We start from the raw sequence: 15968 nt of genomic DNA, 5'->3' as shown, positions 1-15968 counted from the left end.
TTCAGGCCACCGCGCCGGCGCGGTAGCCCACGCCGCGCACGGTCGTCACGATGCGCGGGTTGTCGGGGTCGGCCTCGATCTTGGCGCGCAGTCGCTGGACGTGCACGTTGACCAGGCGCGTGTCGGCCTTGTAGTGGTAGCCCCACACCTGCTCGAGCAGCATCTCGCGGGAGAACACCTGTTGCGGCTTCTCGGCCAGGGCGACGAGGAGCTCGAACTCGAGGGGGGTCAGGGCGATCGGGACGTCGCCGCGGCGGACCTCGTGCGCGGCGACGTCGACGACCAGGTCGCCGATGCGCAGCGTCTCGTCGACGGGGGCCTGCACGGGACGCAGACGCGTGCGGATGCGCGCGACCAGCTCCTTCGGGTTGAAGGGCTTCATGATGTAGTCGTCCGCACCCGACTCGAGGCCCTTGACCACGTCGGCCGTATCGGTGCGCGCCGTCAACATGATGATCGGGACGCCGGACTCGGCCCGCACGCGCGTGCAGATCTCGATGCCGTCGACGCCCGGGAGCATGAGGTCGAGCAGGATGAGGTCGGGACGCTCGGTGCGCCAGGCGTCGACGGCCTGGGCGCCGTCCGCGCAGAACACCGTGTCGAATCCCTCGGTGCGCAGCACGATGCCGATCATCTCGGCCAGCGCGGTGTCGTCGTCGACCACCAGGATCCGTGAAGTCATTCGGGTGCAGGTCTTCCGTCTCGAACCCGCTCGGGGACGGGTAGAGCGCCCCGGGTGAGGGCGCGTCGTATCGAGAGTAGTCGACCTGCCTGGACGACAGGGGTGCGTGTCGGGGGTGTGTGACACGATGAGGGCACCGCCATGTGACGAGGAGGGGCCCCACATGACCGCGTACCCGGCTTGGACACCGGCATCACGACCGGGCATCGTCCCGCTGCACCCCTACGGGTTCGGCACGATCCTGGCCCGCTCGTTCGTCGCTCTGCGGCACAACCCCAAGGTGCTGCTGGGGTTCGCGCTCGTCGTGCAGGCCGTGGCGTACATCCTCGTGACGGTCGCGATCGGCGGGGTGGCGATCGCGAGCTTCTCGCGACTCGACACCGTCGCCCCGGGCAGCGACGAGTTCGACGCGATCACCGCGGGCTCGGTCGCGCTGACCGGTATCACCGCTCTCGTGCTGGGGGTGCTGTCGGGAGCGCTCGGCGTCGTCGTCCAGGGCGTCGTCGTCGCCGAGGTCGCCCACGCGGTGGTCTCCGAGAAGCCGACCCTGCGGGCCGTCTGGGGCCGTGTCCGCCCGGTGTTCTGGCGGCTGATCGGCTACAGCGCGCTCACGATCGGTGTCGTCGTGATCGTGGTCGGCGTGCTCGCCGGGATCGTGACGTTGCTGGTGATCGCCGCGACCTGGGTCGGAGCGCTCGTCGGCGTGCTGTTCTTCCTCGCGCTCATCCCGCTCTACCTGTGGCTGACCCCGAAGCTGTTCCTCGTCCCCTCGGTCATCATCCTCGAGCAGGCCCCCGTGTTCCGGGCGATCGCCCGGTCGTGGCAGCTGACCCGGGGGCGCTTCTGGTCGACGCTCGGCGTCATCATCGTGATCTCGATGGCGTTCAGCCTCGTCGCCCAGATCATCTCGATCCCCCTCAGCCTCGTGAGCGGGTTGGTGCCGGCCATCATCGCCCCCACGGGCGACAGCGACGTCAGCACCGTCATCGGGTTCATCGCCCTGCAGGTCGTCGGGCAGTTCGGCATCCTCCTCGTCCAGTGCATCGCCCTCGTGGTGCAGTCGACCTCCGCCGTCCTCGTCTACGTCGACGCCCGCATGCGCGTCGAGGCGCTCGATCACGACCTTCAGTCGTACGTCGAGGCCCGCGACGCCGGTGCGAGCGACCTGAGCGACCCATACCTCGTGGGGGTCGGTCGCGTCGTCGAGCGCCCCGCCCCCGTGCCGTTCGGCGCCGCCCCCGCGTTCGCGGGCTACGCGCCGCCCGTGGGCGCCGCGGGTTACGCCGCACCCGCCGGATACGGCCCGCCGTCGGCCGGTGGTTACGCTCCCGCCCTGCAGGGGTACGCAGCGCCGCAGGGGTACGCACCGCCGCAGGGGCCGCCGGCTCCGCAGGGGCCCGCCACCCCGCAGGGGTATGGGCCGCCGCAAGGACCCGCGGTGACGCAGGTGCCGGCGCCCGGCGCCACGACCGAGCCCTCGCCGCCCGCAGCGGACCGCTCCCGAACGACGTGGGCCGCCCCCGGGTCGAGCGAAGACGCGTGATCCTCACCGCGCTGGCGGCGGCGTTCCCGCTGCTCCCCGACCCCGACCAGGCCCGCGAATGGGCCGAGCAGGAACTGCGCGATCCCACCTACCAGGCCGCCGAGCCCACGTTCATCGACCGCATCTCGCAGGCGGTCGGGCGGTTCCTCGAAGACCTCCTGCGCGTCCCTGAAACCGGCGGATGGGGACCGTCGGCCCTGATCGTGCTGGGCGTCATCGTGGTCGCCGCGATCATCGTCGGCATCCTGATCTGGGGCCGCCCGCGGCTGTCGACGCGCGCCACCGAGGCGGCTCGCGCGCTGTTCGACGACGACGATGCGCGCTCGGCCGACGAACTCCGCGCCGACGCCGCCGCTGCCGCCGGCAGAGGCGAGTGGGCCGAAGCGATCGTGCTGCGCTTCCGGGCCGTCGCCCGCGGCCTCACCGAACGCGGGCTCGTCGACCCTCCGCCGGGCGCCACCGTGCGCGCATTCGCCCGCGAGACGGCCGCCGCTCTGCCCTCGCTCGTCCCCCTGCTCGATCCGGCGGCGACGACCTTCGACGACGTCCGATACCTCCGCCGCCCCGGCACCGCCGAGCGCTACCGCGCGGTGGCCGATCTCGACGACGCGGCGGTGCGCGCCCGCGCTCTGCCGGTGGCACCCCGATGAGCGCGCCGACGGCAACCGCCGCTCCCGTGCGCTCCCGGCGCAAAGCCGCGCTCGGGTGGGTCGCACTCGTCGTCGGGCTCCTCGTCGTGGCCCTCGTCGGCGGCACCCTCGTCTTCGGCGGATACACGCAGCGCGCGATCCTCGATCCCGAGTCGGCGGGGCCCGAAGGCAGCCGCGCGGCCGTGCGCATCCTCGAACAGCAGGGGGTCACGGTCACCGTCGCCCGTGACCGGTCCGCCGCCGAGCGCGCCCTCGCGGGCGGCGGGGCCACCCTCGTCATGCGGGACGCGCCGATGCTGTCCGACGAGGGCCTGCGCGATCTGGCCGGACGCGCCGCGCACGTGGTCCTCGTCGAGCCCCGCTCCCGCGCTCTCGACGTCCTCCTCGACGGTTCGGCGCTCGGGGGCTTCTCCGCCGACCTGGCCACGAGTCCCGAGTGCGCCGTCCCCGCCGCGGTGAACGCCGGAACCGCCCGCGTCGGCGAGCTCCTGCGTCCCGGCGACGGCGTCGACGGGTGCTATCCCGTCGACGGCGAGTTCGGACTCCTCCGCTCCGTCGCGGCCGACGGCACGACGGTGACGGCCCTCGACGGCCTCTCGGTGCTGACCAACACCGCACTCCCCCTCGACGGCAACGCCGCTCTCACCCTCGGCGTGCTCGGGCAGACCGACTCCGTGGTCTGGTACGTCCCCTCGCTCTCCGACGCGGATCAGGGGACCACCGCCCCCACCCTCGGCGACCTCACCCCCGACTGGGTGACGCCCGCCCTGCTGTTGCTGCTGACCGCGGCCGTCGCGGCCGCGATCTGGCGCGGCCGTCGCTTCGGGCCCCTCGTCGCCGAGCGCCTTCCCGTCACCGTCCGCGCCACCGAGACCACCGAGGGTCGCGCTCGTCTGTACGCCTCGTCCAAGGACGCCGCGCACGCGCTCGACGAGCTGCGACGCGCCGCCCGCTCCCGCCTGGGACGACTGCTCGGCCTGACAGCACGCACCTCGCCGAACGACGTCGCCGACGCCGTGGCGCAACGCCTCGGCGCGGACCGCGCCCAGGTGCGCGGCATCCTCGTCGACGACACCCCCCGCACCGACCGCGAACTCGTCGCGGCGGCCGATCGCCTCCGCGACCTCGAAGAGAGCGTGCGCGCCGCCGTCCGAACCGAAGGGACCACCCGATGACCGACAGCCCCGAGACCCCCGCAGCCGCGGCCCCCGTCGCGCGCGGCGACGACCACGCGGAGCTGCGCGACGCGATGCACCGCGTCCGCCTCGAGGTCGGCAAAGCCGTCGTCGGACAGGACGGAACCATCACGGGCCTGCTCATCGCCCTCCTCTCCCGGGGGCACGTGCTCCTCGAGGGCGTCCCCGGCGTGGCCAAGACCCTTCTCGTGCGCTCCTTCAGCCGCGCCCTCGGCCTCGACACGCGCCGGGTGCAGTTCACGCCCGACCTCATGCCCGGCGACGTCACCGGGTCGCTCGTGTACGACGCCCGCGCGGGGAACTTCGAGTTCCGCCCCGGTCCGGTCTTCACCCACGTGCTGCTCGCCGACGAGATCAACCGCACGCCCCCGAAGACGCAGGCGGCGCTGCTCGAGGCCATGGAAGAACGACAGGTGTCGTCCGACGGCGAGAGCCGCGCACTCCCCGATCCCTTCCTCGTCGCCGCGACGCAGAACCCCATCGAGCACGAGGGCACCTACACCCTGCCCGAGGCGCAGCTCGACCGCTTCCTCCTCAAGCTCGTCGTCGATCTGCCCGGTCGCGACGCCGAGGTCGACGTGCTGCGGCGGCACGCCTCCGGCTTCGACCCGCGCCGCCTCGACGACGCCGGTGTCGCGCCGGTCGTCACGGCGCCGCAGATCCTCGCGGCCCAGCGTGCCGCGGCATCCGTCGCCGTCGACGACGACCTGCTCGGCTACGTCGTCGACCTCGCCCGCGCGACCCGCCAGAGCCCCTCGGTGCTGGTGGGGGTGAGCCCCCGCGCCTCCACGGGTCTGCTGGCCGCGGCCAAGGCCTGGGCCTGGCTGAGCGGCTACCCCGCGATCACACCCGACCACGTGCAGACGATGCTCGTACCCGTGTGGCGCCACCGGATCCGCCTGCGCCCCGAGGCCGAGATCGAGGGCGTCTCGGTGGATGCCATCCTCACCTCGGTCCTGCAGCAGACCCGCGTTCCCATCTGATGTTCGTCACCGGCCGTCTCGCCCTGCTCGTCGCCCTCGGCGTCGTCCCCCTCGTGCTGTTGAGCACGGGGGGGGTTCCGGCGTGGGCGGTCGCCGGCGGATGGGTCCTGCTGTGCGTCGTGCTGGCGGTCGTCGACACGACGCTCGCGGCCGATCCGCGTCGCGTCGAGATCACGCGCACGCACCCCGAGCGGGCGCTGCGCGATGAACCCGTGGCCGGCGAGCTGAGGGTCCGCAACCTCGGTACCCGCTTGCTGCGCGCGCGCGTGCGCGACGCGTGGCAGCCGACGGCCGGGGCCCCCGACGAGCGCCAGCGCTTCACGGTTCCCCCGGGCGAGCGGCGTGCCGCCCCCCTGCCGCTGCTCCCCCGCCGTCGGGGAGAGCTGCGCAGCGCCTTCGTGGTGGTGCGCGCCCTGGGCCCCCTGGGGCTGGCCGGCCGGCAGGGGCGTGTCGACGCCCCCGCCCGGATCCGCGTGCTGCCGCCGTTCACCTCGCGGCGGCATCTGCCGTCTCGTCTCGCCCGGCTCCGCGAACTCGACGGCAACACGAGCCTGCAGGTGCGCGGGCAGGGCACCGAGTTCGACAGCCTGCGCGAGTACGTGCGCGGAGACGACGTGCGCTCGATCGACTGGCGCGCCACCGCCCGCGCGGGGACCACGATGCTCCGCACCTGGCGGCCCGAGCGCGACAGACACGTCGTGATCGTCATCGACACGGGTCGGACGGCGGCAGCGCGCGTGGGCGACGGGGTGCGCCTCGACGCCGCGATGGAAGCGGCCCTGCTCCTATCGGTGCTGGCGACGCGCGCGGGCGACCACGTGCACCTGCTGATGTTCGACCGCCTGCCCCGGGCGCGCGTCACCCGCGTCGACGGGACCCAGCTGCTTCCCGCCCTGGTGGATGCCATGGCCCCGGTCGACCCGCAGCTCATCGACACCGACTGGGATGCCGCCTTCGCCCACGTCCGCGGGTTCACCGTGCGCCCGGCGCTGGTCGTCCTGCTGACGGCGGCCGACGACCCCGACGCCGCGCGGGCCTTCCTCGCCTCGCTCCCCGCGGTCGCCTCGCGCTCGCGCCTGCTGGTGGCGACCGCCACCGACGGCCCCGGAGACACCCCGGTGCACCGCGACGCGTCGGACGTCTACGCCGCCGCCGCGATCGAGCGGGCACGTCACGACGCCGAGCGGGTCGCCGCGGCCATCGTGCGCGCCGGGGGCGACGCCGTCTCGGCATCTGCCGACGACCTGCCGCCCCTCGTCGCCGACCGTTACCTGGCGCTGAAAGCCGCCGGTCGGCTGTAGCACACCCACCCCCCATGCAGCCTGCGACATATCTCGCGGCTTATCCTGGGGGGTACCCTTCCAGCCGTCGATGCGTTCCCTCCGCGCCCGGCTGCGCCGTCTACGCACAGGATGCGGGAGATCTCTTGCCAGGTAACGCCACCACGCACTTCGACGATGTGGCCCTCGTTTCGGTGGCGAGCGTCTTGCCCAGCCGCGTCACGACGTCGGACGACATCGAAGACCGTCTCGCCCCGGCGCTGCAGCGCCTGAAGCTCAAGCCGGGACTCCTGCGGCGCGTGGCGGGCGTCAACGAGCGCCGCAACTGGGCGGAGGGCGAGTCCTCCGACGAGGCGACGATCGCCGCCGGCAAGCAGGCCCTCGCCGAGGCGGGCGTCGACCCGAGCGAGATCGGGCTGATCATCAACACCTCGGTGACGCGCAAGCACCTCGAGCCCTCGGTGGCCGTACGCCTGCACCACGGCCTGGGCCTGCCGAGCTCGGCGATCAACTTCGACGTCGCGAACGCGTGCCTCGGTTTCATCAACGGCATGAGCCTGGCCGCCGGCATGATCCAGTCGGGTCAGGTCAAGTACGCCCTCATCGTCAACGGTGAGGATGCCGACGAGATCCAGGTCAACACGATCAACCGTCTCGTCCGCGAGGACCTCGACCGCGACGCCTTCATGCAGGAGTTCGCCTCCCTGACCCTCGGCTCGGGAGCCGCCGCCGCCGTCCTCGGCCGCGCGAGCGACCACCCCGAGGGCCACCGCATCGTGGGCGGCGTCACGCGCGCCGCGACGCAGTTCTACGACCTCTGCGTCGGCAGCGTCGACGGCATGTTCACCGACGCCAAGGCCCTGCTGAAGGGCGGGCTCGACCTCGTCGTCTCCGCCTGGAAAGAGGCGAAGGGCGAGTTCTCGTGGACCGGCATGGACCGCTACATCACGCACCAGGTGTCCTCCGTGCACACTTCGGCCATCGTCCGCGCCGCCAAGCTCGATCGCGAGCGCGTCCCCGTGACCTACCCCACCCTCGGCAATGTCGGCCCGGCCTCGATCCCGATTACGCTCGCCGCCGAGCAGAAGACGCTGCGCCGAGGTGATCGCGTCCTCCTGATGGGAGTGGGCTCCGGCCTGAACACCGGCATGCTGGAGCTGGCCTGGTGAGCTTCGCGCGCGTCACAGGACCCCAGGCCACGCTTCCCCCCGCGGGTCTGCCCGGGCTCGACCCGGCCCTGTCGCGCCTCGTGAGCGTCGACGGCCTCCTCGCCGATGCCGGCGCCACGCGCCTGTGGCACGTCCTCGACACGGGCGACGCCCTCGCCGAGCGCGGCCTCGAGCCGATCGGCACGATCGTCGCCGTGCACGGCAATCCCACGTGGTCGTACCTGTGGCGAGCCCTCGTGAACGCCTCCCTCGCGCGCGCCGAAGCCGGAGCGGCCGTGTGGCGCGTGGTGGCCGTCGACCAACTCGAGATGGGCTTCTCGGAGCGATCGTCGCTGCGGCGCACCCTGGCCCAGCGCATCGCCGACCTCGACGCTCTCGTCGAGGGTCTCGGCATCCGGGGTCCGATCGTGACCATCGGTCACGACTGGGGCGGGCCGGTCTCGCTCGGCTGGGCCGTGGAGCATCGCGATCGTCTCGCCGCGGTGATCGCCTTGAACACCGCCGTGCACCATCCCGAGGGGGCGTCGCTGCCGTTCGCGTTGCGCGTGGCCACGGCTCGCGGCATGCTCGCCGCCGGCACGACGGGCACGACGGCGTTCCTCGAAACCACCTTGGCGCTGGCCGAGCTCGATCCGGCGGTCAAGGCCGCGTTCCGGGCGCCGTACGCCACCGTCGCGCGTCGCCGCGGGATCGGCGGCTTCGTCGCCGACATCCCCGCGACCCCCGAGCATGAGAGCACGCCCGCGCTGCACCGCATGTCGGCGGGTCTGCGCGAGCTCGAGGTGCCCGCACTGCTGCTGCGCGGCCCGAAGGACCCGGTGTTCGGCGAGGACCATCTCGACGACCTCACCGACCGCCTGCCGCACGCGGACGTGCACCGTTTCGAGGGGGCCGGCCACCTGGTCGCCGAGGAGCGCCCCTATGCCGACGTCGTGCTCGACTGGCTCGACGAGAAGGTCGTGGATGCCGTCGCCCCCGCGACCCGTTCGCGTCGCTCCGCCGCCGCGAAGCGCGCCGCCGCCGTTCCCGCCCCCGAGGCCGCCGCCGCGCCCTCCGGCCACCTGTGGGACTCTCTCGACGCCCGGCGCGATGACGACGGCACCGCCGTCATCGACATGACCACCGAGACCGACGGGGCACCGCTGCGCGTGAGCTGGCGCCGGCTGTCCGTCCGCGTCGACGAGCTCGCCGCGGGACTCGACGCCTTCGGCGTGCGCGCGGGCGACCGTGTCTCGCTGCTCGTGCAGCCCGGCCCGACCCTCACCGCCGCCCTGTACGCGTGCCTGCGCATCGGGGCCGTGGTCGTCGTGGCCGACCGGGGTCTCGGCATCCGGGGTCTGTCGCGCGCCGTGCGCGGTGCCGTCCCCGACGTCGTCATCGGCGAGGTCGCCGGTCTGGCCGCCGCTCGCGCCCTCGGCTGGCCGGGGCGTCGGATCTCGGCAGCCGCCCTTCCCGCCGTCACCTCCCGCGCGCTCGGTGTCGAAGCGAGCCTGTCCGACCTGGCCCGCGCCGGTCGGGGCCGCGCCGTGCCCGCTGCCCCGGGCCCCGACGCCGACGCCGCGGTGCTCTTCACCTCGGGTTCGACGGGACCGGCGAAGGGCGTCGTCTATACGCACGCGCAGCTGACCGCGTTGCGCGACACCCTCGCCGCGCACTTCGGCGTCACTGCCGAAACGGGCCTGGTCACCGGCTTCGCCCCCTTCGCCCTGCTCGGACCGGCGCTCGGCACGCGCTCAGCGACGCCCGACATGGACGTGTCCGCCCCGCGCACCCTGACCGCGGCCGCCGTCGCCGCCGCCGTCCGGGCGTCCGATGCGCGGATCGTGTTCCTGTCGCCGGCGGCGGTCTCGAACGTCGTCGCGACGGCGTCCGACCTGACCCGCGACGACCGCGCGGCCCTCGAGAAGGTCGAGACGTTCCTCTCGACCGGTGCCCCCGTGAGCGTCGATCTGCTGCGCCGCGCGCAAGAGCTCATGCCGAACGCCGTGGCCCACACCCCCTACGGCATGACCGAGTGCCTGCTCGTCGCCGACGTGACCCTGCCCGAGATCGAACAGGCGCGCGGCGACCGCGGGGTCTGCGTCGGCCGCCCGCTCGGCACCGGCCAGGTGCGCATCTCGGCCCTCGACGCCGAGGGTCGCGCCGCGGGCGAACCCCGGACGGACGCCGGGGTCACCGGCGAGGTCGTCATCTCGGCGCCCCACCTCAAGCGCGGCTACTTCCGGCTGTACCTCACCGACCGCGAGGCCCGGCGCGGGCTTCCCGAACGCTGGCACCGCACGGGCGACGTCGGTCACCTCGACGTCGACGGCCGCCTCTGGATCGAGGGGCGCCTCCCCCACGTGATCACCACCGCCGACGGCCCCGTCACTCCCGTCGGGATCGAGCAGGACGTCGAGTCGGTTCCCGCCGTCGAACGCGCCGCGGCCGTGGGCGTGGGACCGGTGGGCCGACAGGTCGTCGTGACGGTCGTCGAAGCCGGCGTGCGGCGCCCCGGTCTGGCATCCCCCGATCTGACCGAGAGGGTCCGCGCGGCGACGTCGCAGCGTCTCGCGGCCGTGCTCGTGGTCCCGACGCTCCCGACCGACATCCGCCACAACTCGAAGATCGACCGGTCGCGCCTGGCCCGGTGGGCGGAGCGCGTGTTGGCCGGAGAGAAACCGACGGCGCCGTGAAGGTCCTCGCCACCGGGTCGTCCGGCTTCCTCGGCCGCGCCGTCGTTCGCGCTCTCCACGACGCGGGGCACGAGGTGCGGACCCTGCAGCGCCGCCCCTCGGGCGTCGACGGCGCCGACGACCGGCTCGGATCGGTCACGGACCCGGATGCCTTGGCATCCGCCCTCGAAGGCATCGACGGGATCGTCCATCTCGCGGCGAAGGTCTCGCTCGCCGGTGACCCCGCGCAGTTCCGCGCCGTGAACGTCGACGGCACCCGCACCCTGCTCGACGCCGCCGCGGCGGCGGACGTCACGCGCGTCGTGCACGTGTCGTCGCCCTCGGTCGCGCACGCGGGACACGCTCTGGCCGGCGTGGGCGCGGAGCCCGCTGATCCGGATGCCGCGCGCGGCGAATACGCCCGCACGAAGGCCGAGGCGGAGGTGCTCGCGCTCTCCCGCGCCGGCGGGGGGACGGCCCTCGTCGCGATCCGCCCGCACCTCGTCTGGGGCCCGGGCGACACCCAACTCATCGAGCGCGTCGTCGCCCGCGCGCGCCGGGGCACCCTGCCCCTGCTCGACGGCGGCACGGCGCTCATCGACTCCACGTTCGTCGACAACGCGGCATCCGGGATCGTCGCCGCCCTGCACCGTGTCGACGAGGTCAGCGGGCGCGCCTACGTGCTGACCAACGGCGAACCGCGGCCGGTCGGCGACCTTCTCGCCGGCATCTGCCGCGCCTCGGGCGTCACTCCCCCTCGATTCAGCGTGCCCGCGGGAGTGGCCAAGGCTGCAGGCTCGCTCATCGAGCGGGTCTGGGCCGTGCGCCCGGGTCAGGACGAACCGCCCATGACCCGCTTCCTCGCCGAGCAGCTGTCGACCTCGCACTGGTTCGACCAGACCGAGATCCGCCGCGACCTGCGGTGGACGCCGTCGGTGACGATCGACGAGGGCCTCCGCCGCCTCGCGCGCGCCTGACCCCGCGGCATCCGGCCCCTCCGCCGACCCCCGCGTCCCACTTTTCGCAGAGCATGTCCCGAAAAGGGCTGCCTGACCCCCGCCCAGACAGCCAGAAGTGGGACATGGTCCGCCCCGACCCCGGCGCTCCACACGCGCGAAAGGCCCGCCCCCGCGAGGGGACGGGCCTTCCGGGTGCCGCGGCTCAGACCAGGTCGAACCGGTCGAGCTCGGTGACCTTGCGCCACGCGGCGACGAAGTCGCGCACGAACTTCTCCTTGGCGTCGTCCGAGGCGTAGACCTCGGCGAGCGCGCGCAGCTCGGAGTTCGACGAGAACACCAGGTCGACGCGGGTGCCGATGCCGACCTTCTCGCCCGAGCCGTCCTTGGTGCCCTCGAACGCGTGCTTGCCGCTGTCGAGCGGCTTCCACGTCGTGCCGAGGTCGAGGAGGTTCGCGAACACGTCATTGGTCAGGGCGCCGGGGGTGTCGGTGAACACGCCCCAGTCGCTGCCGTCCCAGTTGGCACCGATCGCGCGCAGGCCGCCGACCAGTACGGTCATCTCGGGAGCCGTGAGCGTCAGCAGGTTGGCCTTGTCGAGCAGCAGGAACTCCGCGGGCAGACGCGCCTCGCGCGAGGCGTAGTTGCGGAAGCCGTCGGCGATCGGCTCGAGCCAGCGGAACGACTCGATCTCGGTCTGCTCCTGCGAGGCGTCGGTGCGGCCGGGGGTGAAAGGCACCTCGACCTCGACGCCGCCGGCGAGGGCGGCCTGCTCGACACCGGCGTTGCCCGCGAGGACGAGCAGGTCGGCGATAGAGACCTTCTTCTCGCCCTGCGCGTCGAACTCCGCCTTGATCTTCTCGAGGGTTTCCAGGACGGATGCCAGCTGCTCCGGGTTGTTGACCGTCCAGCTCTTCTGCGGCTCGAGGCGGATGCGCGCACCGTTCACACCACCGCGCTTGTCGCTGCCGCGGAAGGTCGAGGCGGAGGCCCACGTCGTGGTGACCAGCTGCTGCACCGACAGACCGCTGTCGAGGATCTGCTGCTTGAGGACAGCGGCATCCGTCTGATCGATCAGCGGGTGGTCGACGGCGGGCACGGGGTCCTGCCAGACGAGCACCTCGGCGGGCACCTCGGAGCCGAGGTAGCGCTCGCGCGGGCCCATGTCACGGTGGGTGAGCTTGAACCAGGCGCGGGCGAAGGCGTCCTGGAAAGCGGCCGGGTCCTCGGCGAAGCGACGCGAGATCTTCTCGTACGCCGGGTCGACGCGCAGCGCCAGGTCGCTCGTGAGCATGCGGGGCTCGCGGCGGCCGTCGGAGTGCGCCTCGGGGACCATGTCGGCTCCCCCGCCGTTCTTGGGACGCCACTGGTGCGCACCCGCCGGGCTCTGGAAGAGCTCCCACTCGTAGGCGAAGAGGATGTGGAAGAACTCGTTGTCCCAGCGGGTGGGGTGGTAGGTCCACGTGACCTCGAGGCCGCTGGTGATGGTGTCGTCGCCCTTGCCGGTGCCGTGGCTGTTCTTCCAGCCCAGGCCCTGGTCGTTGATATCGGCGGCCTCGGGGTTGGCGCCGACGTGCGAGTCGCTCGCGGCCCCGTGCGTCTTGCCGAAGGTGTGACCACCGGCGATGAGGGCGACGGTCTCCTCGTCGTTCATGGCCATGCGACCGAACGTCTCGCGGATGTCGTGGGCCGACAGCTGCGGGTCGGGGTTGCCGTTAGGGCCCTCGGGGTTGACGTAGATCAGGCCCATCTGCACCGCCGCGAGCGGCTTCTCGAGCTCGCGGTTGCCCGTGTAGCGCTCGTCGCCGAGCCACGTGGTCTCGGGGCCCCAGTACACGTCGTCGTCGGGCTCCCACACGTCGGTGCGGCCGCCGGCGAAGCCGAAGGTGGGGAAACCCATGTCCTCGAGCGCGACGTTGCCGGCGAGGATCATCAGGTCGGCCCACGAGATCGACTGGCCGTACTTCTTCTTGACGGGCCAGAGCAGACGGCGGGCCTTGTCGAGGTTGACGTTGTCGGGCCAGCTGTTCAGCGGGGCGAAGCGCTGCATGCCCGCGCCCGAGCCGCCGCGGCCGTCGGTCACGCGGTAGGTACCGGCGCTGTGCCACGCCATGCGGATCATGAGGGGCCCGTAGTGACCAAAGTCGGCGGGCCACCAGTCCTGCGACGTCGTCATGACCTCTTTGAGGTCGCGCTTGACGGCGTCGAGGTCGAGCGCCTCAAAGGCGGCCTTGTAGTCGAACCCCTCATCGAGCGGGTCGCGCAGGGCGTTGTTCTTCGCGAGGATCTTGACGTTCAGGCTCTCGGGCCACCACACGCGGTTGGCGGAGCCCTGGGTGGGGTGGGGCAGGGCGCCGGCGGGCTCGCTGTCGGCGGGGGCTTCGCCCACGGGCAGTCGGTTGTCGTCGGGGGCGGCACCATCGTGGAAGACGGGGCACCCGTTCAGAGCGTCGCTCATCGGGATCCTCTCGGTTTTTCGGCTTCGGACTTCGCCCGACAATCGGAGCACACGCCCCAGAACGTCACCTCTGCGGTTTCGATGAGAAAGCCGCTTCCCTCCGGCATGTGCAGGCACGGCGCAGACCCGACGACGCAGTCCACGTCGTCGATGCGGCCGCACCCGGTGCACACCACGTGGTGGTGGTTGTCGCCCACGCGCAGTTCGAAGGTTCCGGCGTGGCCGGCGGGTTCGATACGGCGGGCGAGTCCCGCGTCGGCGAAATCGCCGAGCGCGTTGTACACCGACTGCTTGCTCGTTCCGGGGAGGGAGCCGACGATCCGGTCGAAGACGTCGTCGGCAGTGGCGTGCGGCCGGGCGCGGAGGGCTTCGAGGACGGCGACGCGTGTCGCCGTCACCCGCAGACCCGCCCCGCGGATGAGGGCATCCGCGGGAGCGTCCGGTCGACTGTCGAGCATACGACCAGCGTATCTTTTTTTGAGTGAATCAAAAATGACACGCCGGGAAACAGACGGAACCTCGAACCTGGTTCACCCGAGTGAGCGGCTGCCGTCACCCCGCCGTCAGCGTCGGAGTGCCCGCCTCGTACTCGGTGAGGTCGCCCGTCTCGCCCACGCGCGCCGCGCGTCGACCCACGACCAGCATGTAGAAGAGGAAGATCCCGAGGGCCAGAGCGCCGATCGTGATCTTGATCTGCCACGGCCACTCGCGCGGGGTCACGAACCCCTCCACGAGGCCCGACAGGGCCAGGGCGAACACCAGACCCACGGCCACGGTCGCGAGCGACCGACCCGCCGCCGCGAGCGCCTCCGCCCGCGTCCGCCGGCCCGGGGCGACCCACGCCCAGAAGATCTGCAGGCCCGCCCCTCCCGCGACGAAGATCGCCGTGAGCTCGAGCAGACCGTGCGGGAGGATGAACTGGAAGAACAGGTCGCCGCGGTCGAACGAGAACATGATCGCCGCCGACGTCCCCACCCCCACGGCGTTCTGCATGATCACCATGAGCGGCCAGATGCCCGTGACCCCGAACAGCACGCACTGCGCCGCGATCCAGGCGTTGTTCGTCCAGACCGACCCGGCGAAGATCGCGTTCGGGTTCTCGCGGTAGTAGCTCACGAACTGCTCGTCGGCGTAGTTCTGCAGCTGACTCCTATCCCCCAACGCCGCCACGGCCGCGGGGTCGCCCGAGATCCACAGGGCGACGAGCGTCGCCACCACGAGGAAGCCCAGGGTCACGGCGAGCGTGCTCCAGCGCACGCGGTACAACGCCGCCGGAAGCTGCAGCACGAAGAAGCGCGGGAGCTGCCGCAGGACGTTGTCGCGGACGCCCGTGAGACGCAGGCGCGTCCGCGCCAGCAGGATGGAGACGTAGTCGCCCTCGGGCGTGCGTCCGGCCGAGGTCTTGATGTCGGCCAGGTCGGCCGAAGCCGCGCGGTAACGGGTGACGAGTTCGTCGACGTCGGGGCCGCTCAGGCGCTTGCGGCGGCCCAGTTCGTCGAGCCGCGCCCACTCGTCGCGCCGGGCGGCCGTCAGGGCGTCGAGGTCCATGTGGTCAACTGTACGCATGGCTTCGTCGTCGACCCCCGCTCCCGCGGTCGCCCTCGTCCACACGAGCGCCGATGAGACGCTGACCGGAGAGGCCGTCGCCCTCGACGTCCAGCCCGTCGGTTTCTTCTTGCGCGCGGTCGGCGCCGTCATCGACTTCCTCGTCGGGGTCGTCCTCCTCATCGGCGGCGCACTGCTGCTGGTGTCGATGGTCGGGGCGGGCACCCTGCCCGAGTCCGCCGTCCGGATCGGCGTCATCTCGCTGCTGGTGCTCGTGACGGTCGCGATCCCCACCACCGTCGAGACCCTCTCGCGCGGCCGGAGCCTCGGCCGCCTCGCCGTGGGCGCCCGCATCGTCCGTACCGACGGCGGGGCCGCGGGGTTCCGCCAGGCCCTCATCCGCTCGCTCACCGGGGTGCTCGAGGTGTGGTTCACGCTCGGCGCGATCGCGGCGGTCGTCGGCATGTTCACCCCGCGCGCTCAGCGTCTGGGCGATCTGCTCGCCGGGACCGCGAGCGAGCGCACGCGCACGCGCCGGCTTCCTGCTCCGGCCCCGGGCCTGCCCCCGGGCTGGGAGTCCTGGGCGGCGATCGCCGACGTGTCGCGCCTGCCCGATCGACTGGCCGTGCGCGTCGCGCAGTTCGTCCGCGGAGCCGACGCGCTCGAGCCGGCCGCCCGGGTACGCGTGGCCGCCTCGCTCGCCCAGGCCGTGCGTCCCTTCGTCTCGCCGCTGCCCCCGTCCGACCCGGAGGGGCTCGTTCGCGCGGTGTCGGCGGTGCGCCGGGACCGCGAGTACCGCGCGCTGCTGCTCGAGAACGAGCGGGCAGCGACCCTCACCGAGAAAGCCTGAGT

Annotated in this window: 13 protein-coding genes; 9 read left to right on the top strand and 4 right to left on the bottom strand. The window is 72.6% G+C overall.

The genetic code is table 11. The features are described 5' to 3' along the window. Window position 1: 1 nt before the first annotated feature. Window positions 2-682 (bottom strand): MtrAB system response regulator MtrA, encoded by a 681-nt coding sequence (gene mtrA, locus ASE56_RS07620; protein ID WP_056226885.1) that lies wholly within the window; start codon window positions 680-682, stop codon window positions 2-4. A gap of 163 nt (window positions 683-845) precedes the next feature. Between mtrA and ASE56_RS07615 the strand changes: the two genes are divergently transcribed. From ASE56_RS07615 to ASE56_RS07580, 8 genes are all read left to right on the top strand, one after another. Next, window positions 846-2225 (top strand): glycerophosphoryl diester phosphodiesterase membrane domain-containing protein, encoded by a 1380-nt coding sequence (locus ASE56_RS07615; protein WP_056226882.1) that lies wholly within the window; start codon window positions 846-848, stop codon window positions 2223-2225. Further along, entirely contained in the window at window positions 2222-2875 is a 654-nt protein-coding gene (locus tag ASE56_RS07610; protein ID WP_056226880.1) for a DUF4129 domain-containing protein, read from the top strand. Before ASE56_RS07615 ends, ASE56_RS07610 begins: the two co-directional genes overlap by 4 nt. Beyond that, entirely contained in the window at window positions 2872-4050 is a 1179-nt protein-coding gene (locus tag ASE56_RS07605) for a DUF4350 domain-containing protein (protein ID WP_056226878.1), read from the top strand. Before ASE56_RS07610 ends, ASE56_RS07605 begins: the two co-directional genes overlap by 4 nt. Before the next feature lie 74 nt (window positions 4051-4124). Then, window positions 4125-5054: a MoxR family ATPase gene (locus ASE56_RS07600; protein ID WP_143017800.1), complete on the top strand. Its 930-nt coding sequence runs from the start codon at window positions 4125-4127 to the stop codon at window positions 5052-5054. Next, window positions 5054-6355, top strand: a complete 1302-nt coding sequence (locus ASE56_RS07595) for a DUF58 domain-containing protein (RefSeq protein ID WP_056226873.1) — start codon at window positions 5054-5056, stop codon at window positions 6353-6355. Before ASE56_RS07600 ends, ASE56_RS07595 begins: the two co-directional genes overlap by 1 nt. Before the next feature lie 125 nt (window positions 6356-6480). Continuing rightward, window positions 6481-7503 (top strand): 3-oxoacyl-ACP synthase III, encoded by a 1023-nt coding sequence (locus ASE56_RS07590; protein WP_056226871.1) that lies wholly within the window; start codon window positions 6481-6483, stop codon window positions 7501-7503. Continuing rightward, window positions 7500-10178 carry an alpha/beta fold hydrolase gene (locus ASE56_RS07585; protein WP_056226869.1) on the top strand — a complete coding sequence of 893 codons (2679 nt, stop codon included), beginning with the start codon at window positions 7500-7502 and terminating at the stop codon, window positions 10176-10178. Before ASE56_RS07590 ends, ASE56_RS07585 begins: the two co-directional genes overlap by 4 nt. After that, window positions 10175-11134, top strand: a complete 960-nt coding sequence (locus ASE56_RS07580) for an NAD(P)-dependent oxidoreductase (protein ID WP_056226867.1) — start codon at window positions 10175-10177, stop codon at window positions 11132-11134. Before ASE56_RS07585 ends, ASE56_RS07580 begins: the two co-directional genes overlap by 4 nt. A gap of 184 nt (window positions 11135-11318) precedes the next feature. Here ASE56_RS07580 and katG read toward each other — a convergent pair whose 3' ends face one another. From katG to ASE56_RS07565, 3 genes are all read right to left on the bottom strand, one after another. After that, the gene (katG, locus tag ASE56_RS07575; protein WP_156371632.1) at window positions 11319-13571 is read right to left on the bottom strand and encodes a catalase/peroxidase HPI; all 2253 of its coding nucleotides are present in this window, start codon (window positions 13569-13571) and stop codon (window positions 11319-11321) included. Continuing rightward, complete coding sequence (locus ASE56_RS07570; RefSeq protein WP_056226865.1) at window positions 13568-14029, bottom strand: Fur family transcriptional regulator; 462 nt, start codon at window positions 14027-14029, stop codon at window positions 13568-13570. Before ASE56_RS07570 ends, katG begins: the two co-directional genes overlap by 4 nt. 94 nt (window positions 14030-14123) lie before the next feature. Continuing rightward, window positions 14124-15119 (bottom strand): stage II sporulation protein M, encoded by a 996-nt coding sequence (locus ASE56_RS07565; RefSeq protein ID WP_056226863.1) that lies wholly within the window; start codon window positions 15117-15119, stop codon window positions 14124-14126. 16 nt (window positions 15120-15135) lie between these two features. On the opposite strand from ASE56_RS07565, the gene ASE56_RS07560 reads away from it, so the two are divergent. Next, complete coding sequence (locus tag ASE56_RS07560) at window positions 15136-15966, top strand: RDD family protein (RefSeq protein ID WP_056226861.1); 831 nt, start codon at window positions 15136-15138, stop codon at window positions 15964-15966. The last annotated feature ends 2 nt before the right edge of the window (window positions 15967-15968 follow it).

The organism is Microbacterium sp. Leaf203 (assembly GCF_001421275.1).
Taxonomy (GTDB): Bacteria; Actinomycetota; Actinomycetes; order Actinomycetales; family Microbacteriaceae; genus Microbacterium; species Microbacterium testaceum_A.
The sequence above is the reverse complement of the archived record's forward strand: the minus strand, read 5'-3'. Positions and strand labels throughout refer to the sequence as shown.